25 protein-coding genes are annotated in these 26,492 nt (G+C 71.7%); 9 read left to right on the top strand and 16 right to left on the bottom strand.

Features of this window, described 5'->3' with window-relative positions; translation table 11 throughout:
• The first annotated feature begins 40 nt into the window (after positions 1 to 40).
• Both pknB and G3I77_RS04445 read left to right on the top strand, forming a co-directional pair.
• On the top strand, positions 41 to 1,978 hold the full coding sequence (gene pknB, locus G3I77_RS04450) for a Stk1 family PASTA domain-containing Ser/Thr kinase (protein WP_248501212.1): 1,938 nt from the start codon (positions 41 to 43) through the stop codon (positions 1,976 to 1,978).
• Between the two features lie 59 nt (positions 1,979 to 2,037).
• Positions 2,038 to 2,916 (top strand): deoxyribonuclease IV, encoded by an 879-nt coding sequence (locus G3I77_RS04445; RefSeq protein ID WP_248501211.1) that lies wholly within the window; start codon positions 2,038 to 2,040, stop codon positions 2,914 to 2,916.
• A gap of 5 nt (positions 2,917 to 2,921) precedes the next feature.
• Here the strand turns inward: G3I77_RS04445 and G3I77_RS04440 are convergent, their stop codons facing one another.
• Positions 2,922 to 3,572 carry a sulfite oxidase-like oxidoreductase gene (locus G3I77_RS04440; protein ID WP_248501210.1) on the bottom strand — a complete coding sequence of 217 codons (651 nt, stop codon included), beginning with the start codon at positions 3,570 to 3,572 and terminating at the stop codon, positions 2,922 to 2,924.
• A 175-nt stretch (positions 3,573 to 3,747) separates the two neighbouring features.
• Between G3I77_RS04440 and bfr the strand changes: the two genes are divergently transcribed.
• On the top strand, positions 3,748 to 4,224 hold the full coding sequence (gene bfr, locus G3I77_RS04435) for a bacterioferritin (protein ID WP_248501209.1): 477 nt from the start codon (positions 3,748 to 3,750) through the stop codon (positions 4,222 to 4,224).
• Between the two features lie 23 nt (positions 4,225 to 4,247).
• Here bfr and G3I77_RS04430 read toward each other — a convergent pair whose 3' ends face one another.
• Together G3I77_RS04430 and G3I77_RS04425 are read right to left on the bottom strand one after the other, a co-directional pair.
• A complete protein-coding gene (locus G3I77_RS04430) occupies positions 4,248 to 4,481 on the bottom strand; it encodes a (2Fe-2S)-binding protein (RefSeq protein WP_248501208.1) in 234 nt (77 codons plus the stop codon).
• A gap of 150 nt (positions 4,482 to 4,631) precedes the next feature.
• Positions 4,632 to 5,984, bottom strand: coding sequence for a class II 3-deoxy-7-phosphoheptulonate synthase (locus G3I77_RS04425; protein WP_248501207.1), 1,353 nt, complete (start codon positions 5,982 to 5,984; stop codon positions 4,632 to 4,634).
• Positions 5,985 to 6,080: 96 nt separating this feature from the next.
• Between G3I77_RS04425 and G3I77_RS41080 the strand changes: the two genes are divergently transcribed.
• A complete protein-coding gene (locus tag G3I77_RS41080; protein WP_078625594.1) occupies positions 6,081 to 6,137 on the top strand; it encodes a trp operon leader peptide in 57 nt (18 codons plus the stop codon).
• Positions 6,138 to 6,233: 96 nt separating this feature from the next.
• Positions 6,234 to 8,153 (top strand): anthranilate synthase family protein, encoded by a 1,920-nt coding sequence (locus G3I77_RS04420; RefSeq protein WP_282572398.1) that lies wholly within the window; start codon positions 6,234 to 6,236, stop codon positions 8,151 to 8,153.
• 52 nt (positions 8,154 to 8,205) lie between these two features.
• Here the strand turns inward: G3I77_RS04420 and G3I77_RS04415 are convergent, their stop codons facing one another.
• The 4 genes from G3I77_RS04415 to G3I77_RS04400 are packed head-to-tail and all read right to left on the bottom strand — an operon-like array spanning position 8,206 to position 12,044.
• Positions 8,206 to 9,234, bottom strand: coding sequence for a 6-phosphofructokinase (locus G3I77_RS04415; RefSeq protein ID WP_248501205.1), 1,029 nt, complete (start codon positions 9,232 to 9,234; stop codon positions 8,206 to 8,208).
• A gap of 53 nt (positions 9,235 to 9,287) precedes the next feature.
• Positions 9,288 to 9,977, bottom strand: a complete 690-nt coding sequence (locus G3I77_RS04410; protein WP_248501204.1) for a response regulator transcription factor — start codon at positions 9,975 to 9,977, stop codon at positions 9,288 to 9,290.
• Positions 9,974 to 11,206, bottom strand: a complete 1,233-nt coding sequence (gene macS, locus G3I77_RS04405; RefSeq protein WP_248501203.1) for a MacS family sensor histidine kinase — start codon at positions 11,204 to 11,206, stop codon at positions 9,974 to 9,976. The genes G3I77_RS04410 and macS overlap by 4 nt, the downstream gene beginning before the upstream one ends.
• A 28-nt stretch (positions 11,207 to 11,234) precedes the next feature.
• Positions 11,235 to 12,044, bottom strand: a complete 810-nt coding sequence (locus G3I77_RS04400) for a 1-acyl-sn-glycerol-3-phosphate acyltransferase (protein WP_248501459.1) — start codon at positions 12,042 to 12,044, stop codon at positions 11,235 to 11,237.
• Positions 12,045 to 12,246: 202 nt separating this feature from the next.
• Here G3I77_RS04400 and G3I77_RS04395 point away from each other — a divergent pair, with 202 nt between their 5' ends.
• Together G3I77_RS04395 and G3I77_RS04390 are read left to right on the top strand one after the other, a co-directional pair.
• Positions 12,247 to 13,044 (top strand): carboxylesterase, encoded by a 798-nt coding sequence (locus tag G3I77_RS04395; protein ID WP_248501202.1) that lies wholly within the window; start codon positions 12,247 to 12,249, stop codon positions 13,042 to 13,044.
• Positions 13,037 to 13,663 carry a hypothetical protein gene (locus G3I77_RS04390; protein WP_248501201.1) on the top strand — a complete coding sequence of 209 codons (627 nt, stop codon included), beginning with the start codon at positions 13,037 to 13,039 and terminating at the stop codon, positions 13,661 to 13,663. Before G3I77_RS04395 ends, G3I77_RS04390 begins: the two co-directional genes overlap by 8 nt.
• A 23-nt stretch (positions 13,664 to 13,686) precedes the next feature.
• Here the strand turns inward: G3I77_RS04390 and G3I77_RS04385 are convergent, their stop codons facing one another.
• The 6 genes from G3I77_RS04385 to G3I77_RS04360 form a co-directional block, all read right to left on the bottom strand.
• Positions 13,687 to 14,445 carry an endonuclease/exonuclease/phosphatase family protein gene (locus G3I77_RS04385; RefSeq protein WP_248501200.1) on the bottom strand — a complete coding sequence of 253 codons (759 nt, stop codon included), beginning with the start codon at positions 14,443 to 14,445 and terminating at the stop codon, positions 13,687 to 13,689.
• 105 nt (positions 14,446 to 14,550) lie between these two features.
• A complete protein-coding gene (locus G3I77_RS04380; protein ID WP_248501199.1) occupies positions 14,551 to 15,504 on the bottom strand; it encodes an ROK family glucokinase in 954 nt (317 codons plus the stop codon).
• A gap of 131 nt (positions 15,505 to 15,635) precedes the next feature.
• On the bottom strand, positions 15,636 to 16,136 hold the full coding sequence (locus G3I77_RS04375; protein WP_248501198.1) for a DUF5304 domain-containing protein: 501 nt from the start codon (positions 16,134 to 16,136) through the stop codon (positions 15,636 to 15,638).
• Between the two features lie 102 nt (positions 16,137 to 16,238).
• A complete protein-coding gene (locus G3I77_RS04370) occupies positions 16,239 to 17,408 on the bottom strand; it encodes an ArsA family ATPase (protein ID WP_248501197.1) in 1,170 nt (389 codons plus the stop codon).
• Between the two features lie 72 nt (positions 17,409 to 17,480).
• Positions 17,481 to 17,921, bottom strand: a complete 441-nt coding sequence (locus G3I77_RS04365; RefSeq protein WP_248501196.1) for an SRPBCC family protein — start codon at positions 17,919 to 17,921, stop codon at positions 17,481 to 17,483.
• A 108-nt stretch (positions 17,922 to 18,029) separates the two neighbouring features.
• Complete coding sequence (locus tag G3I77_RS04360) at positions 18,030 to 18,827, bottom strand: metallophosphoesterase (RefSeq protein WP_248501195.1); 798 nt, start codon at positions 18,825 to 18,827, stop codon at positions 18,030 to 18,032.
• A gap of 296 nt (positions 18,828 to 19,123) precedes the next feature.
• Between G3I77_RS04360 and G3I77_RS04355 the strand changes: the two genes are divergently transcribed.
• A complete protein-coding gene (locus G3I77_RS04355; RefSeq protein ID WP_248501194.1) occupies positions 19,124 to 20,920 on the top strand; it encodes a long-chain fatty acid--CoA ligase in 1,797 nt (598 codons plus the stop codon).
• Between the two features lie 16 nt (positions 20,921 to 20,936).
• On the opposite strand, the gene G3I77_RS04350 is transcribed toward G3I77_RS04355, so the two are convergent.
• Entirely contained in the window at positions 20,937 to 22,559 is a 1,623-nt protein-coding gene (locus tag G3I77_RS04350; protein ID WP_248501193.1) for a GMC oxidoreductase, read from the bottom strand.
• A gap of 136 nt (positions 22,560 to 22,695) precedes the next feature.
• The gene (locus G3I77_RS04345; protein ID WP_248501192.1) at positions 22,696 to 23,838 is read right to left on the bottom strand and encodes a glycosyltransferase family 4 protein; all 1,143 of its coding nucleotides are present in this window, start codon (positions 23,836 to 23,838) and stop codon (positions 22,696 to 22,698) included.
• A gap of 117 nt (positions 23,839 to 23,955) precedes the next feature.
• Between G3I77_RS04345 and G3I77_RS04340 the strand changes: the two genes are divergently transcribed.
• Positions 23,956 to 25,194 (top strand): glycosyltransferase family 87 protein, encoded by a 1,239-nt coding sequence (locus tag G3I77_RS04340; protein WP_248501191.1) that lies wholly within the window; start codon positions 23,956 to 23,958, stop codon positions 25,192 to 25,194.
• Here the strand turns inward: G3I77_RS04340 and G3I77_RS04335 are convergent.
• Entirely contained in the window at positions 25,155 to 26,477 is a 1,323-nt protein-coding gene (locus G3I77_RS04335) for an MATE family efflux transporter (protein WP_248501190.1), read from the bottom strand. The genes G3I77_RS04340 and G3I77_RS04335 overlap by 40 nt on opposite strands.
• Positions 26,478 to 26,492: the final 15 nt, after the last annotated feature.

Genomic DNA, 26,492 nt, shown 5'->3' with positions numbered 1-26,492 from the left:
GGGGACAGGGCTGTCGGTCGTGGCTCGTACACTCGCCTGCGTGGACACGACCCTTCAGGACCCCTTGGTCGGGCAGGTGCTCGACGGCCGATACCGCATCGACGCGCGGATCGCGGTCGGCGGGATGGCCACGGTCTACCGGGCCGTGGACACCCGGCTCGACCGGGTCCTCGCGCTCAAGGTGATGCACCCCTCGCTCGCGGTCGACGCCTCGTTCGTCGAGCGGTTCATCCGCGAGGCGAAGTCCGTGGCCCGGCTGGCCCACCCGAACGTGGTGCAGGTCTTCGACCAGGGCACGGACGGCTCATACGTGTACCTGGCGATGGAGTACGTCGCGGGCTGCACCCTGCGGGACGTACTGCGCGAGCGCGGCGCCCTGCAGCCGCGTGCCGCCCTGGACATCCTGGAGCCGGTGCTGGCCGCGCTGGGCGCCGCGCACCGCGCCGGGTTCGTGCACCGCGACATGAAGCCCGAGAACGTCCTGATAGGGGACGACGGCCGGGTCAAGGTCGCCGACTTCGGCCTCGTCCGGGCCGTGGACACGGTGACGAACACCACCGGCACCGTCCTCGGCACGGTCTCGTACCTCGCCCCCGAACAGATAGAGAACGGCACCGCCGACCCCCGCGTCGACGTGTACGCGTGCGGCGTGATGCTGTACGAGATGCTGACCGGCGACAGGCCGCACGACGGGGACTCCCCCGCCGTGATCCTCTACAAGCACCTGCACGAGGACGTCCCGCCGCCCTCGGCCGCCGTGCCCGGCCTGGCGTACGAGCTGGACGAGATGGTGGCCTCGGCGACGGCCCGCACCCCGGCCGTCCGCCCGCACGACGCGGTGGCGCTGCTCGCGCAGGTCCGCGACGGACGCGGCCGGCTGAGCGAGGACGAGCTGGACGCGGTGCCGCCGCAGGCGCTCTCGGTGGACCACGACAACGGCGACGACCGGACGACCGTGATCCCGCGCGCCCTGGCCACGCCGCGTCCGCTGCCGGTCAACGAGGACGACGAGGCCTCCGGGGCCGCCCTCAACCGCACCAGCCGCCTGGCGTCCCCGCCGCCGCCCCCGCCGTCCCGGCGCCGCTCGGGCTCCCGGCGCGGCCCGGTGGCGATCGTCGTCGCCGTCCTGCTCGTGCTCGGCCTCGGCGCCGGCGTCTGGTACATCAACTCCGGCCAGTTCACCAAGGTCCCCCCGTTGCTGTCGAAGACCGAGGCGCAGGCCCGGGACGAGCTGAAGGATGCCGGGCTCGAGGTGGGCGAGGTCAGCCACGCCCACAGCGACACCGTCAAGCGAGGCACGATCCTGGGCATGTACCCCGAGTCGGGCGCCCGTATCCGCCTCCACGACTCCGTGTCGTTCACCATCTCCGACGGCCCCGAGACCACGCGCGTGCCCGCCCTGGCGGGCCAGAAGCTCGACAAGGCCCGGGACCAGCTGAGGGAGGACGGGCTGGAGCCGGGCATGGTCACCCGCGAGTTCAGCGACGACGTGCCGCGCGGCTCGGTGATCTCCGCGCGCCCGGCCGACGGCACGAAGGTGCGCGCGGGCACGGCCGTCGCGCTGGTCGTCAGCAAGGGCAGCCCCATCGACATCCCCGACGTCACCGGCTCGGACGAGGCGGACGCGAAGGCCGAGCTGATCGAGGCCGGCCTCAAGGTGAAGATCGCCACCGAGCGGGTCAACTCCTCCGAGTACGACAAGGGCCAGGTCGTCCGGCAGACGCCGAAGCCCGGCGGCCGGGCGGCCGAGGGCGACACGGTGACGCTGACGCTGTCCAAGGGCCCGGAGATGATCGAGGTCCCGGACGTGGTCGGCGCCGGCGTCGACGACGCCAGGCAGGCGCTGGAGGGCGCCGGATTCGAGGTCGAGGAGGACCGCGGGCTGCTCGGCCTGTTCGGCGACGAGGTCAAGAGCCAGTCCGTCGAGGGCGGACAGCGGGCCCCCAAGGGGTCGACGATCACCATCAAGATCAGGTGACGGCGGCGGGCAGGGAGCCCGTGGACGGGGCAGGGCCGGACGCATGACACCCTGAACGGGTGAACAGTCAGCTGTCCGGCCCCTCCCGCAACCCGGTGGGCGGCCACGTCCCCGTGGCCGGTGGGCTCCATTCCGTAGGCCTGTCGTACGCCCGTGACCTGAAGGCGGAGACCGTCCAGGTCTTCGTCGCCAACCCGCGCGGCTGGGCCACGCCGACCGGAAACCCGAAGCAGGACGAGGCGTTCCGCGCGGCCTGCGCGGCCGAGTCGATCCCGGCCTACGTGCACGCCCCCTACCTGATCAACTTCGGCTCGCACACCGAGGCGACCGTGGAGCGGTCGGTGGAGTCGCTGCGGCACTCCCTGCGGCGCGGCCGGGAGATCGGGGCGCTGGGCGTGGTCGTGCACACGGGCAGCGCGACCGGCGGCCGGGAGCGGTCGGTGGCACTGAAGCAGGTACGGGAGCATCTGCTGCCGCTGCTGGACGAGCTGACCCACGAGGACGACCCGTTCCTGCTGCTGGAGTCGACGGCCGGCCAGGGCGCCTCCCTGTGCTCACGGACGTGGGACTTCGGCCCGTACTTCGAGGCGCTGGACGCCCACCCGATGCTCGGCGTGTGCCTGGACACCTGCCACATCTACGCCGCAGGCCACGACCTGACCGGCCCCAGCGGCATGCACCAGACGCTGGACCTGCTGGTGGACACGGTCGGCGAGGGCCGGTTGAAGCTGATCCACGCCAACGACTCCAAGGACGTGGTGGGCGCGCACAAGGACCGGCACGAGAACATCGGCGTCGGCCACATCGGCGAGGACCCGTTCCGGGCCCTGATGACACACCCCGCGACCGAGGGCGTGCCGCTGATCATCGAGACGCCGGGCGGCAAGCAGGGGCACGTGGCCGACGTGGAGCGGCTGAAGAAGCTGCGCGACGGCTGAGCCCGTCAGAGGCCGGGGCCGTCCGCGGGCCCCTCCTGGTACGAGTAGCGCTGCTCCTGCCAGGGGTCGCCGATGTTGTGGTAGCCGCGCTCTTCCCAGAAGCCCCGCCGGTCGGCGGTCATGTACTCCACGCCGCGCACCCACTTGGGGCCCTTCCAGGCGTAGAGGTGGGGCACGATCAGGCGCAGCGGGAAGCCGTGCTCGGCGGTGAGCAGCTCGCCGTCCTTGTGGGTGGCGAACACGACCTGCTCGTCGGCGAAGTCGGACAGCCGGAGGTTGGAGCTGAATCCGTACTCGGCCCACACCATCACATGGGTGACGTCGTCCGCGGGCGGCGCGAGGTCGAGGAGCGTGCGCGCGGGGATACCGCCCCACTCGGCGCCCAGCATGCTGAACTTCGTGACGCAGTGCAGATCGGCCACGACGGTGGTGTAGGGCAGGGCCGTGAACTCCTCGTGGGTCCAGCAGTGCTTGCCGCCGTCGGCGGTGGCACCGAAGACCCGGAACTCCCAGCGCTCGGGCCGGAACTTGGGGACGGGCCCGTAGTGCGTGACCGGCCAGCCGCGTTGCAACCGCTGCCCCGGGGGCAGCTCGGGCTGCGTCGCTCCTGCTGGATCGCGCCCTTCTCCCGATTCGTGTTCCAGCGGCTGACCCATGACTCCATCCTGACAGACCCCGGGTGATGCCCCTGACCGGGCCCACCCCGAAACAGGACAAAGTAAACTAAGCATGCCCTTACTTACTAAGTGCAGACTTACTGGACGATCTTCTTCACCAGTGGAATCATGCGGCGCAACTTGCCAGTTCCCACGCGTGGAAGGAGCCTCTGCGATGCAGGGCGACCCCGAGGTCCTCGAATTCCTCAACGAGCAGTTGACCGGCGAGCTGACGGCGGTCAATCAGTACTGGCTGCACTACCGGATCCAGGACAACAACGGCTGGACCAAGCTCGCCAAGTACACGCGTGAAGAGTCCATCGATGAGATGAAGCACGCGGACAAGATCACCGAGCGCATCCTCATGCTGGACGGCCTGCCCAACTACCAGCGGCTCTTCCACGTACGGGTCGGCCAGACGGTCACCGAGATGTTCCAGGCGGACCGGCAGGTCGAGGTCGAGGCGATCGACCGGCTCAAGCGCGGTATCGAGGTGATGCGCAGCAAGGGCGACATCACGTCCGCGAACCTCTTCGAGACGATCCTGGAGGACGAGGAGCACCACATCGACTATCTGGACACGCAGCTGGAGCTGATCGACAAGCTCGGTGAGGCGCTGTACATCGCGCAGCAGATCGAGCAGCCGAGCTAGTGCCGCGGCACTAGGGCCTGCCGTCAGGCGGCGTCTTCCAGGTCCGCGAGCACCGGCTCGTTCCGGTCGGCCAGATCACGGCGGGGGCAGGATCCCCTGCCCAGAATGGCCTGGATGCGGCGCACACAGGACCCGCAGTCCGTACCCGCCTTGCAGGCGGAGGCTATCTGGCGGGGGGTGCAGGCGCCGCCGTCCACGTGCTGCTTGACCTGCTGCTCGGTGATCCCGAAGCAACTGCAGACGTACACGCGGTTCACCTCCCGGACGGGTCGTTCTCGGATGCGCCGTCCCCGTTGATCGGTGAGGCTAACCTAACCTTACCCGCCGGGTCCGGAGCACAAAAGTGGAGAGGGGCGCGGATCGTGTGATCCGCGCCCCAGTCCATGCTCCGGTAACAGGCGGACCCGTTACTGGTCCCTGTACATCTCGGCCACGAGGAACGCCAGGTCGAGCGACTGGCTGCGGTTGAGCCGCGGGTCGCAGGCGGTCTCGTAGCGCTGGTGCAGATCGTCGACGAAGATCTCGTCACCGCCGCCCACGCACTCGGTGACGTCGTCGCCGGTGAGCTCCACGTGGATGCCGCCCGGGTGGGTGCCGAGGGCCTTGTGCACCTCGAAGAAGCCCTTGACCTCGTCGAGCACGTCGTCGAAGCGGCGGGTCTTGTGCCCGGAGGCCGCCTCGAAGGTGTTGCCGTGCATCGGGTCGGTCACCCAGGCCACGGTCGCGCCCGAGGCGGTGACCTTCTCGACCAGCTCGGGGAGCTTGTCGCGGACCTTGTCGGCGCCCATGCGGACGATGAAGGTCAGCCGGCCCGGCTCGCGCTCGGGGTCGAGGCGCTCGATGTACTGCAGCGCGTCCTCGGCGGTGGTCGTCGGACCGAGCTTGATGCCGATCGGGTTGCGGATCTTCGAGGCGAACTCGATGTGCGCGTGGTCCAGCTGCCGGGTGCGCTCACCGATCCACACCATGTGCCCGGAGACGTCGTACAGCTGGCCGGTGCGCGAGTCGACCCTGGTCAGCGCGGACTCGTAGTCGAGCAGCAGCGCCTCGTGCGAGGCGTAGAACTCGACCGTCTTGAACTCCTCCGGGTCGGCCCCGCAGGCGTGCATGAAGTTCAGCGCCTGGTCGATCTCGCGGGCGAGCTGCTCGTAGCGCTGGCCGGACGGGGACGACTTCACGAAGTCCTGGTTCCAGGCGTGCACCTGGCGCAGGTCGGCGTAGCCGCCGGTGGTGAAGGCGCGCACCAGGTTCAGCGTGGAGGCGGACGCGTGGTACATCCGCTTCAGCCGCTCGGGGTCCGGGACGCGCGCGGCCTCGGTGAAGTCGAAGCCGTTGACGGAGTCGCCGCGGTACGTCGGCAGCGTCACGCCGTCGCGGGTCTCGGTCGGCTTGGAGCGCGGCTTGGAGTACTGGCCGGCGATCCGGCCGACCTTCACGACCGGCACGGACGCGGCGTACGTGAGCACGGCGCCCATCTGGAGCAGCGTCTTCAGCTTGTTGCGGATGTGGTCGGCGGACACCGCGTCGAAGGCCTCGGCGCAGTCGCCGCCCTGGAGGAGGAACGCCTCTCCCTTGGCGACGGCCGCCATCCGGGCGCGCAGCTGGTCGCACTCGCCCGCGAAGACGAGCGGCGGATACGACTCGAGGTCCGCAACGACTGCGCGCAGAGCCTCGGTGTCGGGGTACTCGGGCTGCTGCGCCGCGGGCAGGTTTCGCCAGGTGTTGCCAGCACTCGCGCTGGTCTTAGCGTTCACGGTCACGACCTCAACATTACGGGGTCGTGTCGGACGTCCTGACCCATGCCCAGCAATTGAGACACCCCGTACGCCCCTCGGACGTGGGGTAGGGTGCGTCGCATGTTCGCGCATTCGACACAGACCTGGTGGTGGACCGCTCATCCGGCGGCCCGCTGACTGCGCGTACACACGACTTCGCGAAGGCCGCCCGAGGGGCGGCCTTCGGCGTTTCCCGGGGTCCGTTCCTCTCTCACCGAGATGGAGCACGGACCCATGAACCTGCTCGGCTTGCTGGACGACCCCCGTCCGTTCGCCCTGCTGCGCCGCCGCACCCCGGGCCACGACCACGACCTGGTCGAGGTCCTGATCGGCCCGGTCGCACCGCACGACCGCCTCGCCGACCTCCCCGACCAGAGCCTCGCGCTGGTGCCCTTCCGGCAGATCCGCGAGCGCGGCTTCGACGTCCGCGACGACGGCACGCCCCTGCTGGCCCTCACGCCCCAGGAGTCGTACGGCGTTCCGCTGGCCGAAGCCCTGGAGCAGCTCCCGGCGCACGACGTGCGGGTCGAGAACGGCGGCTTCGATGTCGCCGACGAGGAGTACGCGGAGATCGTCGGACGCGTGCTGCGGGAGGAGATCGGGAGGGGTGAGGGCGCCAACTTCGTGATCCGGCGGACGTACGAGGGCGAGATCCCCGGGTTCGGACGGGCCGACGCGCTGGCGCTGTTCCGGCGGCTGCTGGAGGGCGAGCGGGGGGCGTACTGGACGTTCGTCGTGCACACCGGAAATGAGAAAGGGCCCGAAGGGCCTTCCTCGGAAGGGCCGGGGCGGGAGACGGGTGGGCGCACGCTGGTCGGGGCCAGCCCCGAGGTGCATGTGCGGATGTCCGGCGGCACGGTCGTCATGAACCCGATCAGCGGCACCTACCGCTACCCCGCCGAGGGGCCCACGCCCGAGCATCTGCTCGGCTTCCTCGCCGACGGCAAGGAGATCGAGGAGCTGTCGATGGTCGTCGACGAGGAGCTCAAGATGATGTGCACCGTCGGCGACATGGGCGGGGTCGTGATCGGGCCCCGGCTGAAGGAGATGGCGCACCTCGCGCACACCGAGTACGAGCTGCGCGGGAAGTCCTCACTGGATGTGCGGGAGGTGCTGAAGGAGACCATGTTCGCGGCGACCGTCACCGGCTCGCCGGTGCAGAACGCCTGCCGGGTGATCGAGCGGCACGAGAGTGGCGGGCGGGGGTACTACGCCGGGGCGCTGGCCCTGATCGGCCGGGATTCGGGCGGTGCCCAGACCCTCGACTCGCCCATCCTGATCCGCACCGCCGACATCGACGCGGGCGGGCGACTGCGGGTGCCGGTCGGCGCGACCCTGGTGCGCGGCTCGGACCCGGCGAGCGAGGTGGCCGAGACCCACGCCAAGGCGGCGGGCGTGCTCGCGGCGCTGGGAGTACGGCCGTCACGGCCACGTGCGGAGCACACCCGCGCCCGCCTCGCCGACGATCCCCGCGTGCGTGCCGCGCTGGACGGACGCCGGGCTTCGCTGGCCCCCTTCTGGCTGCGCATGCAGGAGCCCGCGGCGGAACTGGCCGGACACGCCCTGGTCGTGGACGGCGAGGACACCTTCACGGCGATGCTCGCGCACGTGCTGCGCTCCAGCGGCCTGGAGGTGAGCGTGCGGCGGTACGACGAGCCGGGGCTGCGGGAGGCGGTGCTCGCACACGAGGGACCCGTCGTGCTCGGACCCGGTCCGGGCGACCCGTCCGACCTCGCCGATCCCAAGATGCGCTTCCTGCGCGACCTCACCGCCGAGTTGATCAGGGGCGGACGGCAGGGCGTGCTGGGCGTCTGCCTCGGACACGAGCTGATCGCGGCCGAGCTGGGGCTGGACATCGTGCGGAAGGACGTGCCGTACCAGGGGGCGCAGACGGAGATCGAGCTGTTCGGGCGGCGGGAGGTCGTGGGCTTCTACAACAGCTTCGTGGCGCGCTGCGAGGACGAGGCGTTCAGGGAGCTGGCCGCGCACGGTGTCGAGGTGAGCCGCGCCGCGAACGGGGAGGTCCACGCGCTGCGCGGGCCGGGGTTCGCCGGGGTGCAGTTCCACCCCGAGTCGGTGCTGACGCTGAACGGCGCGGCGGTGGTGCGGGATCTGGTGGGGCAGCTGCGGGGGACGAGCGCGCCCTCGGTGTAGTGCGGGCCCGGTCGGGGCCGTGCGGCCCCGACCGGCACCGGGCGCCGGGCCGTCAGCCGAAGAACACCCCGACCTCCTCGTACAGCGCCGGGTCCACCGTCTTCAGGCGGGCCGTGGCGTCCGCGATGGGGACGCGGACGATGTCCGTGCCGCGCAGGGCGACCATCCGGCCGAAGTCGCGGTCGCGGACGCAGTCGATGGCGTGCAGCCCGAAGCGGGTGGCGAGCCAGCGGTCGAAGGCGCTGGGGGTGCCGCCGCGCTGGACATGGCCCAGGACCGTCGTGCGGGCCTCCTTGCCCGTGCGCTTCTCGATCTCCTTGGCGAGCCACTCGCCGACCCCGGACAGCCGGACGTGCCCGAAGGAGTCCAGCGACTGGTCCTTGAGGACCATGTCGCCGTCCCTGGGCATCGCCCCCTCGGCGACGACCACGATCGGGGCGTACGACGCCCGGAAGCGGGAGGTCACCCAGGTGCACACCTGCTCGGTGTCGAAGCGCTGCTCGGGGATGAGGATGACGTTGGCGCCGCCGGCCAGGCCCGAGTGGAGGGCGATCCAGCCGGCGTGCCGGCCCATCACCTCGACGACCAGGACCCGCATATGGGACTCGGCGGTGGTGTGCAGCCGGTCGATGGCCTCGGTCGCGATGCCGACTGCGGTGTCGAAGCCGAAGGTGTAGTCGGTGGCGGACAGGTCGTTGTCGATCGTCTTGGGGACGCCCACGCAGGGCACGCCGTGTTCGTCGGACAGGCGGGCGGCCACGCCCAGGGTGTCCTCGCCGCCGATGACGACGAGCGCCTCGACCTCCAGCCCGGCGAGGGTCTCCTTGATCCGGCGGATGCCGTTCTCCACCTTCAGCGGGTTGGTCCGCGAGGAGCCGAGGATCGTGCCGCCGCGGGGCAGGATGCCGCGTACGGCGGGGATGTCGAGACGGACGGTGTCGCCTTCCAGGGGTCCTCGCCAGCCGTCCCGGAAGCCGGTGAAGTCATGGCCGTACTCCTGCACGCCCTTGCGGACGATGGCCCGGATGACGGCGTTGAGGCCTGGGCAGTCGCCGCCTCCGGTCAGTACTCCGACGCGCATGGAACAGTCCCTTCGCCGCAGGTGCCTGACGAAGGGTCAGTGTGACGTGCGCCTCACTCGTCGTCGAGGCCGCGCTCGATCGCGTACCTGACGAGCTCCACGCGGTTGTGCAACTGGAGCTTGCCCAGGGTGTTCTGGACGTGGTTCTGCACCGTGCGGTGGGAGATGACCAGGCGTTCGGCGATCTGCTTGTAGCTCAGGCCCTTGGCGACCAGGCGGAGCACCTCGGTCTCGCGGTCGGTGAGCCGGGGCGCCTTCGGTTCGTCGGTGTCGGGGGCGGGGCCCGGTTCGGAGGCCAGGCGGCGGTACTCGCCGAGGACCAGCCCGGCGAGGCCGGGGGTGAAGACCGGGTCGCCGACGGCCGTGCGACGGACCGCGTCCTGCAGCTCCCCGGTGGAGGCCGACTTCAGCAGATAGCCGGTCGCGCCGGACTTCACGGCCTCCAGGACGTCGGCGTGCTCACCGCTCGCGGACAGCACCAGGACCCGCAGTGCGGGGTTCGCGGCGACGACCTCCTTGCAGACCTGCACACCGGGCTTGCCGGGCAGGTTCAGGTCGAGCACGAGGACGTCGGGTGCGGCGGCCTTGGCGCGCCGCACGGCCTGGTCGCCGTCGCCCGCGGTGGCGACCACCTCGAAGCCCGACTCGGCCAGGTCGCGGGCGACGGCGTCGCGCCACATGGGGTGGTCGTCGACGACCATGACCTTGATCGGGTCCTGGAGGTCTTGGGTGGTCTCCGTCATCGCTGCTCCGCCTTCCCCCGAGTGTTCGCGTCCTTCGGTACCTTCAGCTCGACCTCCGTGCCCTGGCCCGGCACCGAGATCAGCTCCGCGCTGCCGCCGAGGTCGCGCAGCCGGCCGCGGATCGACAGGGCGACACCGAGCCGCCCCTCGCCCTCGGCCTGGACGAGCCGGCCCGCCGGGATGCCGGGCCCGTCGTCCCGTACGGTGACGATCACCTCGTCCGGCTCGTCCTCGACCAGGATCCAGGCACGCGCGTCCTGACCGGCATGCCGGCGGACGTTGTCCAGGGCGGCCCCGACGGCGGCGGCCACCTCCCGGGCGGCGACCGGCGCCAGCGGCACGGGCGCGCCCGGTTCGGCGAGGCTGACCATGGCCCCCGCGTACGGCGCGAGCAGGGCGCGCAGGTCGATGGGGCCGCCCGGCTCCGGCTCCTCGTCGTCGTCGTCGACGGCCCGGACGACCGCGCCCTCGGCGGCGTCCTCCGAGACCCGCGAGAGGGGGACGAGTCCGCCGGAGACCAGGGTGCGCAGCGCGACCTCCTGCTCGCCGGCCATCCGGCCCAGCTCGGCCGCCTCTCCCCCGATCACGGCCCCGCGGCGCTGCACCATCGCCAGCACCTGGAGCACGCTGTCGTGGATGTCGCGGGCGAGGCGTTCCCGCTCCCGCGTGGCGGCCTCGATCTCCAGGGCGCGGGCGAGGGTGCGCTCGGAGGCGCGGGCTACCTCGACGACGTAGCCGATGGCGACGGAGGCGATGCAGACCAGGATGACGTTGTGGACGGTGTCGCGGGCCGGGCTGCCGCGCTCGACCAGGTTGGCGACGGCCACGAGGGTGGAGGCGAGGGCCGCCCAGCGCCAGCCGCCCTTGATGGCGAAGGCGAGAACGGCACCGGCGGTCCATATCGACGGCAGGGTCGGGCCGCCCGCCTGGACCCGCTCGTGCGCGTCGGCGACGGGCGTGAGCAGGATGCCGGCGACGGCGACGGTGAGGTCGGCGGCGAGGAACCGCTTGGTGCAGCGGGCGGCGTTCGCGACCCGGGGCAGGGTGGCCAGGGTCCACCCGCACAGCACCGCGTAGTAGCCGACGGCGACCCAGGGGCGGACGAACTCGTCGTGGGCGGTGGCGAACAGGCCGACCGCGTACAGCATCGTGAGCACCCGGTAGGCGGTGAGCGCACGCCACAGCGGCTGCTCGACCGACATCCTCATCACACGCTCGCGCTTGGCCATCTCCCCCGCCCCCCGACCCCGGCCCCGCCTAGGGCTCGGTCCGCCGCTGCTCCGTCTGCTTTTCCTTCTCGGCCTTTTCCTTCTCGGCCTTTTCCTTCTCGGCCTGTTCCTTCTCGGCCCGCGCGAGAGCGGCCTTGGCCGCCTTCTCGGCTTCCTTCTCCGCCTTCGCCGCTTCCGTGAGCTGCCGCTTCATGGCCGTGGCGTACATGTCGACGTACTCCTGGCCGGAGAGCTTCATGATCTCGTACATGACCTCGTCGGTCACCGCGCGCAGCACGAACCGGTCGTGCTCCATGCCCTGGTAGCGGCTGAAGTCCAGGGGCTTGCCGATCCGGATGCCGGGCCGCATCAGCTTCGGCATGACCTTCCCGGGCGGCTGGATCTTCTCCGTGTCGATCATGGCGACGGGGATGACGGGCGCGCCGGTCGCGAGCGCCACGCGCGCGAGGCCGCCCGGCTTGCCCCGGTAGAGCCGTCCGTCGGGCGAGCGCGTGCCCTCCGGGTAGAGCCCGAACAGCTCACCGCGCTCCAGCACGTCTATGCCGCTCTTGATGGCGGCCTCACCCGCGCCGCGCGCACCCGAGCGGTCCACGGGGAGCTGCCCGACCCCCTTGAAGAAGGCGGCCGTCAGCCGGCCCTTCACACCGGGCGTGGTGAAGTACTCGGCCTTCGCGATGAAAGTGACCTTGCGGTCCAGGACCGCGGGCAGGAAGAACGAGTCGGAGAACGACAGGTGATTGCTCGCCAGGATCGCTGCGCCCTCGGCGGGTACGTTCTCCAGGCCCTCCACCCAGGGTCTGAAGGCGAGCTTCAGCGGACCCCCGATGGTGACCTTCATCGTGCCGTACAACAACCGAGTGCCTCCTGTATGTGTCGATCAGACCATAACCCGGAGCGCCGTCAAAGGCTCCGACGGCCCTGGTCGGTGTCAGTGCGGTCGCGTACGGTGAAGGTCCCGCGAACGCCGTGCGACCCCTTCCATGACGTTCCGTGACATTCCGTGATCGTGCCAGTCCCTTCTCACGACCAGGAGGCCGAAGGTGCCGGTCCTTGCCGGAGCCGAGCCGTTTCACCACGAGGGCGGAGAGGTGGCCGTGCTCCTCTGCCACGGCTTCACCGGATCACCGCAGTCGCTGCGCCCCTGGGCGGAGCACCTCGCCGAGCACGGCCTGACCGTCTCCCTGCCGCTGCTGCCCGGACACGGCACGCGCTGGGAGGACCTGCGGATCACCGGCTGGCAGGACTGGTACGCGGAGGTGGACCGCGCGCTGCGCCTGCTGTGCGAGCGCCGCGAGACGGTCTTCGTGGCCGGTCTGTCGATGGGCGGCGCGCTGGCCCTGCGGCTGGCCGCGAAGCACGGCGACGCCGTCCGCGGTGTCATGGTGGTCAACCCCGCGAACAAGGTGCACGGCCTGGCCGCGCACGCCCTGCCGGTGGTGCGCCACCTCGTCCCCGCGACGAAGGGCATCGCCAGCGACATCGCCAAGCCGGACGGCAAGGAGCTCGGCTACGACCGGGTGCCGCTGCACGCGGCGCATTCGCTGCGCCGGTTCTTCCAGGCCACCGACCGCGAGCTGCCGCAGGTCACCCAGCCGGTGCTGCTGATGCGCAGCCCGCAGGACCATGTGGTGCCGCCCGCCGACTCGGCCCGGATCCTCAGCCGCATCTCGTCGACGGACGTGAAAGAGGTCATCCTGGAACAGAGCTACCACGTCGCCACGTTGGACCATGACGCGGACCGGATCCACGAGGAGAGCCTCGCGTTCATCGGCCGCATCGCGTCCGGCCTCGGCAAGGAGCCCGGGCTCGGCAAGGAAGGGACGACCGCAGGTGGCTGAGCACGACTCCGACCGCGAGGGCCGGGAGCCGGACGAGAAGGGCGTCCCCTTCGACGAGGAGGCCGCCTGGGCTGCGATCGTCGCCGGGTACGGCGACGAGCCGCCGGACCCGCCGGGCGCCAAGCCGTTCAAGTCGATCGAGGACCTGGCCCTGCCGGCGACGGGGACCAACGACGCCGGGACCGGCGACAGGACCGACACGGCCGTGAAGTCCGGGGACACGGTCAAGCCCGCCGAGCCGCAGGAGGCCGAGGGGCCCGGGGACACGCCCGTGAAGCCCCTGGGCGGCTCGGTCTCCTTCGCGCCCGGCGTCGGCCCGCGCGACTACACGACGCCCGAGCCCACCGAGGACGACTTCGACGAGGACGACGAGGGCCACTTCGTGCCCCCGGAGCCGCCCCCGCTGCCCACCGCCGACCCGACCGCCAAGTTCGCCTGGCTCGGCGTGCTCGGCGGGCCGGTGCTGCTCCTGCTGGCCGTGCTGCTCGGCTGGGACATGACCTGGTGGCTGGCCACGCTGGGGATCGGCGGGTTCGTCGGCGGGTTCGCGACGCTGGTGATGCGCATGCGCACGGACGACGAGGACGACGACGACCCCGGGCGGGGGGCGGTCGTCTAGGGGCTTTCTCCTGCGGAGATCCGTCAGAAGGCCCCTGGGGAAGCCGGGACTCTGAGGGCGGCCAGGACCGGGAGGTGGTCCGTGGCCGCCCTCAGGTCTGCGTCGGACACTCCCGGCTGCCCGGACGGCACGCCGCAGCCCAGCACCTCGATGCCCTGCGTCGCGAAGATCGCGTCGATGCGCTGGTAGGGGTCGGTGGGCGTCCAGGTGTGTTCACCGCCCCAGGGGGCCGCGGCCCGGCAGTCGGTCAGACCGTCGGTCAGCCGGCGGAAGGCCGGGCCGTCGGGGCGTTCGTTGAGGTCGCCGCCGGCGATCGCGTGCTCCGCACCCAGGGCGGCGAGCCGGTCCAGGAGCATGCCGGACTGCTCGTAGCGCTCGTCCTTCCGGAGGGACAGGTGGCAGCTGAGCACGCCGAGGCGGGTGCCGGCGAACCGGACGACCGCGGTGGCGAAGCCACGGCGGTGCAGGCCGGGGGTGGGGGGCAAGAGGACGTCCTCCGTGCGTTCGACGCTCGCCCGGAGCGAGCTGAGGATCGCCGGGCCTGTGGTGGTGGCGCCGCCGGTGACGATCACCAGGTCGGAGGCGAGGGCCAGGCGGGCGAGTTTCTTGCGCCAGCGGAAGAAGCGGGGGGCTTCTTGGACCAGGACCAGGTCGGGTGCGCAGGCCTTGATGACGCGGGCCAGGGCGGCGGTGTCGTCACGCATGGAGCGGATGTTGTAGCTGAGGACCCTGATGACCGCGGAACCGTCGGGTTCGGTACGGGAGTTGGGGAGCAGGGGCATGTGATGAATTTACGCCCCATGGCTCGGGGCGCGGGGTTTGTACGCGAGTGCCGGTCGTATGTGGCTCATCGCGCAGTTCCCCGCGCCCCCGGAAGCGACAGGGCGTCACATGATCGGGTCGGGCTCCCGCGCCAGGTCGGCCGCTCCCACCAGGCCGGCCTTGTTGCCCAGCTCCGCGGCTCGGACCTCGGCCACCGGGCGCCAGTTGCCGCCGACCAGCCAGCGCTTGTAGGACTTCCGGATCGGGCCCAGGACCAGCTCGCCCTCGTCGGAGAGGCCGCCGCCGACGATGAACGCGGAGGGGTCGAAGAGGGAGGCCAGGTCGGCGAGGCCCGCGCCGACCCAGCGGGCCAGCTCGCGGTAGGAGTCGACGGCCACCCGGTCGCCCTGGCGGGCGGCCATGGAGATGTGCTTGCCCTCGATGCCGTCGTGGGTGCCGTCTCCGAGGCCGAGGAGGATCTCGGCGTTCTCGGGGGTGGCGTTGGCGCGCTGCTTGGCGTACCTCACCAGCGCCCGGCCCGACGCGTACTGCTCCCAGCAGCCCTGCGAGCCGCAGCCGCACAGCAGGCCGTCCGGCACCATACGGATGTGCCCGAACTCGGCGGCCACGCCGAAGTGCCCGCGGCGCAGCTTGTTGCCGATGATGATGCCGCCGCCGAGGCCGGTGCCCAGCGTGATGCAGATGACGTTGCGGTGGCCCTTGCCGGCACCGAACTTGTACTCGCCCCATGCCGCGGCGTTCGCGTCGTTCTCCACGACCACCGGGAGGCCCACGCGGGCCTCGACCTTCTCCTTGAGCGGCTCGTTGCGCCAGTGGATGTTGGGCGCGAAGTAGACCTCGGAGCGCTGCCGGTTCACGTAGCCGGCGGCACCGATGCCCACGCCGACGATGTCGTGACCGACGCGTGCGCCGTCCACCGCCGAGGCGATGGCGTCCACGATGCCCTCAGCCGTGCCCGGGGTCGGCACCTTGTGGGTCGAGAGGATGTTGCCTTCCTCATCGACCACGCCGGCCGCGATCTTCGTGCCGCCGATGTCGACGCCGATGGTGAGTCCCATGAATCCCTCAGTTTCGGTCGAGCCCCGCTGGGGCCAACGGTACCCGAGGCCCTGCCGTCGGTCCGCCGTCGTCCGCACGGTGGGCACCCCGGGCGGCCGCCCGGGGCCGCCGCTCGGCCGGGGCCGGGGACTCAGTCCAGGTCGATGCGCTCCCCGGGACCGGCGTCGTCGCCGCCGTCCCGGCGTTCGCCCCGGTCACCGGGGTCCGCCTGGTCGTCGCGGCCGGTCCAGCGCCGCTCCTGGGCCTGGACGGCGGAGCGGTAGGCGGCGAGCAGTTCGTTCCCGGCCGCGGCCAGGTGGTCGAAGACGTCCGGATTGCGCTCGATGACGGGTTCCACGGCGTCCTTGGCCTGCTGGACGACCTGCCGTACGACCTGCTGGGCGGCGGGCCCCGCGACCGCGCCGAGCAGCGGGGACTGCGCATCGGACAGTTTCTCGGCGACGGCGTCGACGAGCTTCTTCAGTTCCTCGGCCGCCGAGCCCGGGGGCGGGCCGTACTCGGTGCGGCGGCGGGCCTTCTCCGCCTGGAGGTCCTCGGCGCACGCGGTCGCCCAGGCGTCGGCGTCGCTCGCCCGTACCTCGTCCGCGGCCTTTTCGCGGGCGGCGTCGGACGGGGGGAGCTCTTCGCTCATGACGGACTCCTGACTACGGTTCGTCCCTACGACGTTACCCGAACGGGCGTACCGGGTTCACCGGCCGGGACCGGCCGGGTCCGTCCGATTCCGCCTGCCGGCTCACGGGGTCCGGGGCCACAGCTTCGGGTCGGGTGCGAAGCGGATGCGCAGCTCGCCCTCGCGCAGGGCGGCCCCGTCGACGGTGCAGCGGCGCAGCGCGGAGGGCAGCGGGACGAGCCGGCGGAACCGCCCCGCCGTGACGACGAGTTCGTCGCCGCGCCGTACGAGGTCCAGTTCCTCGCGTATGGCGCCGGGCAGCGGGATCTGCCAGACGAGTACCCCTTCCTCGCCGAGCCGGTCCGTCACGGACCAGTCGGCCGCGGGAGGCGCCTGCTCGACGCCGGGCACGGCGAGGGCGGTGAGGTCGTCGAGGCCGCGCGGGTCGCTTCCGAGGTGGGCGACGGTGCGGACGTCGTACGACTGGCGCCACTCCTCCAGCGTCTTGCGCTGCTGGGCGACCGGGCCGGCGAGCCAGGTGTCCGGGGACGCCTCGGGCAGGACGCGGTTGGCGACCACGACGTCGGTGCGCAGACCGCGCAGGGCGAGGCCGAGGCCGGCGGTGCGCAGCGCGTCGGCACCGGCCGGGCCGGGTTCGGCGACCAGGCGTACGACGGTGTCGCGGTCGGCGAGGACCGCCTCGACGGCGGCCAGTTCCAGGTCCCAGCGGGCTGACGTCCCGTAAAGCCACTCGGCGGGCATGGGGACGCCGGCGAGGCGGCCGAGGACGGGGCGCAGGGCGCGGGCGGCCTGCCGTTCGGGCGGGAGGAGGCGGCGCAGGTAGCGGCGGAGTTCCTCGGGCAGGGCGAGGAGGGCGAGGGCCTGCGGGGCCGGGGGGAGGTCGACGACGAGGGTGTCGTACTGCTCCGACAGCGCGGCATCGCGCAGGGCGCGCAGCAGGGCGAGTTCCTCGGCGCCGGGCAGGGCGGTGAGTTCCTCGGGGTCGAGGCGGGAGGCGCCGAGGAGGTCCAGGGCGGAGGAGGCGCGGTCCTGGAGGGCGGTGAGGTCCCTGCGGAAGTCCTGGGCGGCGTCGGGGCGCCAGGCGGTGAGGTGCGGGGCTGCCTGGACCGGGGCCGGGCCGGTCTTCACCCCCAGCGCGGCACCGAGGGTGTCCGTGCGGTCGGTGCCGAGGACGAGGGTGCGGGTGCCCTCGGACGCCGCGGCCAAGGCGGTCGCGGCCGCGAGGGTGGTACGACCGCTGCCGCCGGGGCCGGTGATCAGGATGGTGCGCATGGGGTTGACGGTACCGGGCGTTGCCGAGGCGCCCGGTGTCGCCGCTGGGGCCGGGTGGGTGTGCGGCCGGGGCTACTTGCCGGCTTCGACCCTCTTCTTGAGGCCGGCCAGCGCCCTGTCGATGATGACCTTCTCCGCCTTGCGCTTGATCATGCCGAGCATGGGGATCTTGACGTCCACGGTCAGCACGTACGTGACCTCGGTGCCGCCCGCGCCGGACGGCTTGAGGAGGTACGAGCCGTCCAGGGAACGCAGCATCTGGGACTTCACGAGCGTCCAGGAGACCTCGTTCTCGCCCGTCCAGGTGTATGCGAGGACCTGGTCGTCCTTGATCGCGCCCGCGTCCATGACGAGGCGGACCTGCTCGGCGCGGCCCTGGGCGTCGGCCTTCAGGACCTCCGCCTCCTTCACCTCACCGGTCCAGTCCGGGTAGCGGGCGAAATCGGAGATGACCGCCATGACGTCGGCCGGGGCCGCCTCGATGGTGATGCTCGAGCTGGTGTGTTCCGCCATCGCCGTGGCTCCTCCAGATGCGGGCCGGTATGAGGTCGTGCGCACGCGTGTGCAGCGTGAAGGCTACCGCGCACCGGGCCCGGTGATCGCACCCGACCTGGGACGTCCTCACCACTCCAGCGCCCACGGGGTCCCGGTCGCCGCGAAGTGCCCCACGTTCACACACTCGGTTGCCCCGATCCGCATCCGCCGCACCAGCGGCTGGTGCACGTGCCCGAAGAGGGAGTACCGGGGCCGGGTGCGGCGAATGGCGTCCAGCAGCGCCCGGCTGCCGCGCTCGAAGCGGCGGGCGACGGTGTCGTAGACCAGTTCGGGCACCTCGGGCGGGATGTGGGTGCAGAGCACGTCCACCTCGCCCACGGCCTCGATCTTCGCCGCGTACTCCTCGTCGCTGATCTCGTACGGCGTCCGCATGGGTGTGCGCAGGCCGCCGCCGACGAAGCCGAAGACCAGGCCGCCGATCTCGACGCGCTCGCCGTCGAGGACGGTCGTGCCGGGGCCGGCGTACTCCCGCCACAGGGGCGGCATGTCGACGTTGCCGTAGGTGGCGTACGTAGGAGAGGGGAACGCGGCGAACATCTCGGCGTACTGCTTGCGCACCGCCTCCTCGATCACCGAGGCGCGGTCCTCGCCGACGCCGGCCCACAGCCGGGCACCGAACTCCCGGGCCTCCTCGAAGCGGCGGGCGGTGCGCAGCGCCACGATGCGGTCGGCGTTCTCGACGCCGAACAGGTCGGGGAAGATGCCGCGCGCGTGGTCGGCGTAGTCGAGGAAGAGGACGAGATCGCCCAGGCATATCAGGGCGTCGGCGCCCTCACCGGCCCTGGCCAGGTCGCGGGCGTTGCCGTGCACGTCGCTCACCACGTGTACGCGCGTCCGGTGGTATCCGGCTGGTGTGGGTGCCATGACGATCAAGCGTAAGCGTGTGCGGCACACGTGAACAGTGGCGGCCCTACCTGCGGTTACTGGCCAGTCAGTTAGTGCGTGGACTACTGTGCGCGAAGGAATACCCAACTGTGTGACGCAGCGAACATCTCGACGGGACCCCCTGTCGGAGAAGCCATACCGGCGGGTAACGTCCGGGCAGTCCAGTCGTGCTCTGCATTTCAACAAGTGAATGCCTGAGTACCTCCCCGAGCCTTGGACCGCACCGTCGCAGCACACACCGTCGTGGCGCCGGCGCCCTATGAGGAGCAGCAGTCTTGCGCGAGTTCAGCCTTCCGGCTTTGTACGAGGTCCCTGCGGACGGAAATCTGACCGACATCGTTCGCAGAAACGCCGCGCAGCACCCGGACGTCGCTGTCATCGCCCGCAAGATCGGCGGCAGCTGGCAGGACGTCACGGCCACCACGTTCCTCGCCGAGGTGCACACGGCGGCGAAGGGGCTGATCGCCGCCGGCGTCCAGCCGGGCGACCGGGTGGGCCTGATGTCCCGCACCCGCTACGAGTGGACGCTGCTGGACTTCGCGATCTGGAGCGCGGGCGCGGTGACCGTGCCGGTGTACGAGACCAGTTCGCCGGAGCAGGTGCAGTGGATCCTCGGTGACTCGGGCGCGACCGCCTGCGTCGTGGAGACGGACGCCCACTCGGCCGCGATCGAGTCGGTGCGCGACCGGCTGCCGGCGCTCAAGCACGTGTGGCAGATCGAGGGCGGCGGGCTCGACGAGCTGGGCCGGCTCGGCCAGGACGTCACCGACGAGACGGTCGAGGAGCGCGGCTCGATCGCCAAGGCCGACGACCCGGCGACCATCGTCTACACCTCCGGCACCACGGGCCGCCCCAAGGGCTGTGTCCTCACCCACCGCAACTTCTTCGCGGACTGCGGGAACGTCGTGGAGCGCCTGCGCCCCCTGTTCCGCACCGGCGAGTGCTCGGTCCTGCTCTTCCTGCCGCTGGCACACGTCTTCGGCCGGCTGGTGCAGATCGCCCCGATGATGGCGCCGATCAAGCTGGGCTGCGTCCCGGACATCAAGAACCTCACCGACGAGCTGGCCGCGTTCCGCCCGACGCTGATCCTCGGCGTGCCGCGGGTTTTCGAGAAGGTCTACAACTCGGCCCGAGCCAAGGCGCAGGCCGACGGCAAGGGGAAGATCTTCGACAAGGCGGCCGACACCGCGATCGCCTACAGCAAGGCGCTGGACACCCCGTCGGGCCCGTCCCTCGGCCTGAGGATCAAGCACAAGACGTTCGACAAGCTCGTCTACAGCAAGCTGCGCGCGGTCCTCGGCGGCCGGGGCGAGTACGCCATCTCGGGCGGCGCCCCGCTGGGCGAGCGCCTCGGGCACTTCTTCCGCGGCATCGGCTTCACGGTCCTGGAGGGCTACGGCCTGACCGAGTCCTGCGCCCCTACCGCGTTCAACCCCTGGGACCGGCAGAAGATCGGCACGGTCGGCCAGCCGCTGCCCGGCTCGGTGATCCGGATCGCCGACGACGGCGAGGTGCTGCTGCACGGCGAGCACATCTTCAAGGAGTACTGGAACAATCCGGGCGCGACTGCCGAGGCCCTGGCCGACGGCTGGTTCCACACCGGTGACATCGGCACCCTCGACGAGGACGGCTACCTCAGGATCACCGGCCGCAAGAAGGAGATCATCGTCACCGCGGGCGGCAAGAACGTCGCCCCGGCCGTGATCGAGGACCGCATCCGGGCGCACGCGCTGGTCGCGGAGTGCATGGTGGTGGGCGACGGGCGGCCGTTCGTGGGCGCGCTGGTCACCATCGACGAGGAGTTCCTGGGCCGTTGGTGCTCCGACCAGGGTAAGCCGGCGGGTTCCACCGCGGCGTCGCTGAGCGAGGACCCGGACCTGCTGGCCGCGATCCAGGCGGCGATCGACGACGGCAACGCCGCGGTGTCGAAGGCGGAATCGGTGCGGAAGTTCCGCATTCTGCCCTCCCAGTTCACGGAGGAGTCGGGCCACCTGACGCCCTCGCTGAAGCTGAAGCGGAACGTGGTGGCGAAGGACTACGCGCACGAGGTCGAGGCGATCTACGCGAAGTGACCCTCGATCGGGCCGGTCATGGCGCGGTGTCCTCGGCGAGGACCCGCGCCATCGTGCGTTCGGCGAGCGCGGTGATGGTCACGAAGGGGTTGACCCCGAGCGACCCGGGCACGAGCGAGCCGTCGGTGACGTACAGCCGGGAGTATCCCTTGACCCGCCCGTAGTCGTCCGTCGCCCGGCCCAGCACGCAGCCGCCCAGCGGGTGGTAGGTGAAGTCGTCGGCGAAGACCTTGCTCCTGGAACCGAACAGGTCGTACCGGTAGATCGTCGCGTTGGCCGCGTTGATCCGGTCGAACAGCTTCCTGGCCATGGCGACGGAGACCGCCGAATGGGCGGCCGTCCAGCCGAGCCGGAGCCGGCCCGAGCCGGTGTCGTAGGAGAAGGACGCCCGTTCCGGGTTCCTGGTGATCGCCAGGTAGAGGCTCACCCAGTGCTCCAGGCCCGTCGGCAGCGGGGCGATCTCGGCGAACACCGGGTTGGCGGTGTTCGCCCAGTCGTCGATGCCCATGACCGGCATGGTCGACTGGTTCGCGCCGACCGTGTCCCACAGGTGGTTGGCCCGGCCGAGCATCACGTTGCCGTTGGTGCCCCAGCCGGCGCCGACACTGGCGTCGAGGCCGGGCAGGGTGCCCGTCTCCCGGGCGCGCAGCAGCAGTTCGGTGGTGCCGAGGCTGCCGCCGCCGAGGAAGAGGTACGTGCAGCCGTACTCCTTGGTCTCGACGACCCGGCCGGTCTCGTCGATGCGGTCGGCGGTCAGGACGTAGCTCCCGTCCGGCGCGCGGCTGATCTCGCGCACCTTCTCCAGGGTGTGGACGGTGACGTTGCCGGTGCCGAGCGCGGCGGCGAGGTACGTCTTGTCGAGGCTGCGCTTGCCGTGGTTGTTGCCGTAGATGACCTCGCCGCCGAGCGCCGACCTGGGGGCGGTGCCGGCCGCCTCGCGCTGCATGTGGCCGAAGTCGTAGACGCTCGGCACGAAGGTGGTCCGCAGGCCGGTCTTCTCGGCGTGCTTGCGGGAGACGCGGGTGAAGCGGTACCACTCCGTCGACTCGAACCAGGCCGGGTCGACGGTGGTCACGCCGAGGGCGGCCCGGGCGCGCGGGAAGTACGTGCCGTACATCTCGTCGGCGTCGACGGTGGGGAACTGCTCGGCGAAGTACGACCGGGGCGGGGTGACCGCCATGCTGCCGTTGACCAGGGAGCCGCCGCCGACGCCCCGGCCGACGTACACGGACATGTGGTCGAAGTGCACGCGGTCCAGGACGCCGGGGTAGCGGCCGATGTCCCTGTTGACGACGTCCAGCCAGAGGAAGGTGCCGAGCGGGGCCTCGGTGCGGGTGCGGAACCACATGGAGCGGTGGTCGGGGGCGCTGGTGGTGCAGAAGACCTTGCCGTCGGGGCCGGTGGTGTTCCACAGGCGGCCCATCTCCAGGACGATCGTGCGGATGCCGGCCTGGCCGAGACGGAGGGCGGCGACCGCGCCGCCGTAGCCGGAGCCGACGACGATCGCCGGGGCGGTGTCGACTGCGTCGGGCTGGGCGGCTCGGGCGCTTTGGAGGCCGATGCGGGTGAAGCCGAGGGTGGCTGCGGTCTGCAGGGCTGCCACGCCGAGGATGTGACGTCTTGTCAGCTGACGCTGCATCAGTTTTACTGTCATGCGCGCAGCATCGGCGGAATTTACGGTTCCGCCTAGTGGGGTGCGACTTGATCCTTGACGGCGGGTGCAGGTTATCCGTGGTTCTTCGCGCAGTTCCCCGCGCCCCTGAAGGGCACCCGCACTACAGCAAATCTTTGAGGCGCTCCGCGAGCAGGTCCCAGCGCCACTTCTCCTCGACCCACTCCCTGCCCCGCTCGCCCATCCTGCGGCGCAGCTCGGCGTCGCCGAGGAGGACGGTGATGCGGTCGGCGGCTTCCTCCGGGGAGCCGCCCCGCACCACCCAGCCCGTCTCGCCGTCCAGGACCGCGTCCGGGGCACCGCCCGAGTCGCCGGCGACGACGGGCAGGCCCGTCGCGGAGGCCTCCAGGTAGACGATGCCGAGGCCCTCGACATCGAGGCCGCCCCGGCGGGTCCGGCAGGGCATCGCGAAGACGTCGCCGGCGCCGTAGTGCGCGGGCAGCTCGGACCAGGGCACCGCGCCGGTGAAGCGGACGGCGGAGGCGACGCCGGTCTCGTGCGCGAGCCGCCGCAGGTCCTGCTCGTAGGGGCCGCCGCCGACGAGCAGCAGGATGGTGTCCGGCTCGGCCGCCAGGATGCGGGGCATGGCCCGGATCAGGGTGTCCTGGCCCTTGCGCCGCACCAGCCGGGAGACGCACACCACCACCGGGCGGTCCGTCAGGCCCAGTCGTGCCCGGATCTCGTCGCCGCCCGAGCCGGGGTGGAAGGTCTTCTCGTCGACGCCGGGCGGCAGCTGCGTCATCCGGGCGGCCGCCTCGGGCGTCAGGGCGGAGGCGATGCGCGAGCGGGTGTACTCGCCGAGGTAGGTGACCGTGTCCGTGGCGTCGCCGATCCGGCGCAGCAGCTGCCGGGCGGCGGGCAGCTGCGCCCAGCCGGCCTCGTGGCCGTGCGTGGTGGCGACCAGCCGCTCGGCGCCCGCGCCGCGCAGGGCCGGGGCCATCAGGCCGAGCGGGGCCGCCGCCCCGAACCACACCGAGGTGCACCCGTGCTCCCGCAGCAGACCGACGGCCCGCCGGGTGGCGCCCGGAGTCGGCAGCAGCATGGTCGTACGGTCCCGTACGACGGTGAAGGGCTGCTCGGCGTCGAAGGCGCGGGTCGCCTCGACGCCCTCGCGGGTCCGCTTCCAGGTCGAGGCGTAGACGACCAGCTGCTGCGGGTCCAGCCGCAGCGCCATGTTGTGCAGGAAGGCCTGGATGCCCCCGGGCCGGGGCGGGAAGTCGTTCGTCACGATCAGGGTCTTGCGCACGCCGCCGACCCTACCGAACCGCCCTCACCGCACTGCGCGGCAGCATGTATGGCACGCTCACAGCCGAGGGGACCATCATGGCCCCATCAACACGGCGCGCGAACGGGCAGGGATCAGGTGAAGAGGACGGGCACGAGGCGGTCCCTGGCATGGCTGCCGGTGGTCTGGTGTCTCACGAGGCTGTTGCTGCTGCTGTTCGTCCTGAAGGTGTACGTCTTCCCGGGCCCGGACGTCACGAGCGACGTGCACGTGATCTACCAGGGCTGGTACGACGTCCTGCGCACCGGAACGTTCCCGCTGGAGGACGTCACCTGGCAGTACCCGCCCGCCGCCGCGCTGGCGATCCTCTCCCCCGGCCTGCTGCCCTTCCTGGACTACGCGACCGCGTTCTTCGTCCTGGTCTGCGTCACCGACCTGGCCGTGCTGGCCCTGATGACGTACGTGGGACGCCGCCCGGGCCGGTCGCTGCGCGGCGCCTGGGTGTGGGTGATCGGCGTGCCGCTGCTCGGCCCGACGGTGTACGCCCGCTACGACGTGATGGTCGCGGCGGTGGCCATGGCCGCGCTGCTCGCGGGTGCCCGGCACCCGAAGGCGATGGGGGCCCTGGCGGCCTTCGGCGCGCTGCTGAAGGTCTGGCCGGCGATGCTGCTTCTCGCCGCCCGCCGCCGCAGCGCCTGGGCGTCGGCGCTGGTGACCGGCATCGCGGTGACGGGCGTGTTCGCGCTGGCCATGCCGGGTGGGTTCGCGTTCCTGACCTTCCAGCGCGACCGGGGCACCGAGGTGGAGTCGCTGGGCGCACTGGTCTTCCATGTCGCCCGGCACTTCGGCTGGCGGGGCGAGGTGAAGCTGAACTACGGCTCGATCGAGTTCCTCGGGCCGTATGTGAGCGAGGTGAGCACGGGCGCGCTGTTCCTGACCGGGGCGGCGTTCGGCTGGCTGGTGCTGTGGCGGCTGCTGGCCCGGCGCTTCGAGGAGCACACCCTCGCCGACGCGGCCTTCGTGGCGGTGCTGATGTTCACCACCACCAGCCGGGTGATCAGCCCGCAGTACATGGTGTGGCTGGTCGGGCTGGCGGCGGTGTGCCTGTACTTCCCGGGCAGCCGGATGCGGCTGCCGGTCGCGCTGGTGCTGGTGGCGTGCCTCGTGACGGTGCTGGAGTTCCCGTACTACTTCGCCAACGTGGTGGCCAGTGACGGCCTCGGCCTCACCTTGCTGTTCCTGCGCAACGGCCTGCTGGTGGTCGCCGCACTGATCGCGGCCCGCGCCCTGTGGCGAGCGACCGTACCGCCCGTCACGCCCCCCGCTCCCGTGCCGCCTCAGCCGGCCCGTACGGACGAGACCCCGGTCTCCTCCTGAGCCGGGGCCCGCCGGAACAGCACCCCCGCCAGCCCACACTGCACCGCCGTCGCGAGCGCCAGCGCGAGACACACCCCGGGCAGCCCGAGCCCCGTCAGGACGTACGCCAGGGCCAGCTGGACCCCGGTCCCGAGCGCGGTCACCCGCAGCAGCAGCGGAGCGCCCCCGCTGCCCTCGAAGACGCCGCCGAGGGCTATGAGACAGGCCATCAGCAGCAGGTAGGGCCCGGCGCAGCGCAGGAACAGCACACCTTCGCGCGTGACCCCGGGCCCGGCGCCGAAGGCGGCCATGAGCCACGGGGCGGTGACGGCCAGCAGGACGGCCGCGGTGACGCCGAGCGCGCCGGAGACGAGCACGGCCTGCCGGCCGATCGCCCACCGTTCGTCGGCCCCGGCGCCGCGCGTGTGCGCGGTGTGGATGGAGGCCGCCTGCCGGACGGCGTAGAAGGCCATGGTCGCCACGTACATGACCTTGTAGGCGATCGCGTACGCGGCCACCGCCGTCACTCCGAGCCGCGCCACGATCCCGACCAGGACCAGGGCGCCCGTCTGCCGCACGGTGAAGTCGGCGGACATGGGCAGGCCCGTCGTCAGCGTCCGCCGCAGGGACACGGCCAGAGCCTCGCCCGGCTCCGTCCCGCGGGCCGTCCGCAGCAGGATGTCGCGCCGGATCGCGCCGAGTCCCACCCCGAGCGCCACGCACCGGGACAGCACTGTCGAGACGGCGGCGCCCCGGACGCCGTAGAGGTGGATGAAGAGCGGGTCGAGGGCCAGGATCAGGCCGTTGGACAGCAGGGCGAGCCGCATCGGTGTTCTCGTGTCGCCGGCGCCTTTGAGGATGCCGTCGACGAGTTGCTGGGCGAAGAAGACGGCCATGCCGGGTATGGAGAGCGTGAAGTAGGCGACGGCGAGCGGGAGGGCGGCGCTGTCGGCCCCGCCCAGCACCAGTCGCGCCAGCGGTTCGCGTCCCAGCAGGCCGCCCGCCACCACCAGCGGCGTCACGACCGCCCACAGGGCCCATCCGCCGCGCACGGCCGCCCGGACGGCCACGAGGTCGCCGGCACCGCGGGCGTGCGCGACCAGCACGGTCGTGCCGGAGCCGAAGACCAGGGCGACGCCGAGCAGCACGTTCTCCGTGTTGGTGGCCACGGCGACGGCGGCCACGGCCGGACTGCCCAGCCGGGCGACCCAGACGGTGTTGATGATCCCTGCGGCGACAGAGGCGAGGAGCGAGAAGTAGACGGGGCGGGCGAGCAGGACGAGCTGCGTGCGGTGGGCGTTCACGGTGACTGTTCCCCC

The sequence above is a fragment of the Streptomyces sp. D2-8 genome, assembly GCF_023184515.1.
Taxonomy (GTDB): Bacteria; Actinomycetota; Actinomycetes; order Streptomycetales; family Streptomycetaceae; genus Streptomyces.
Note: the sequence above shows the minus strand (reverse complement) of the source record. Positions and strands in the feature narration are given on the sequence as shown.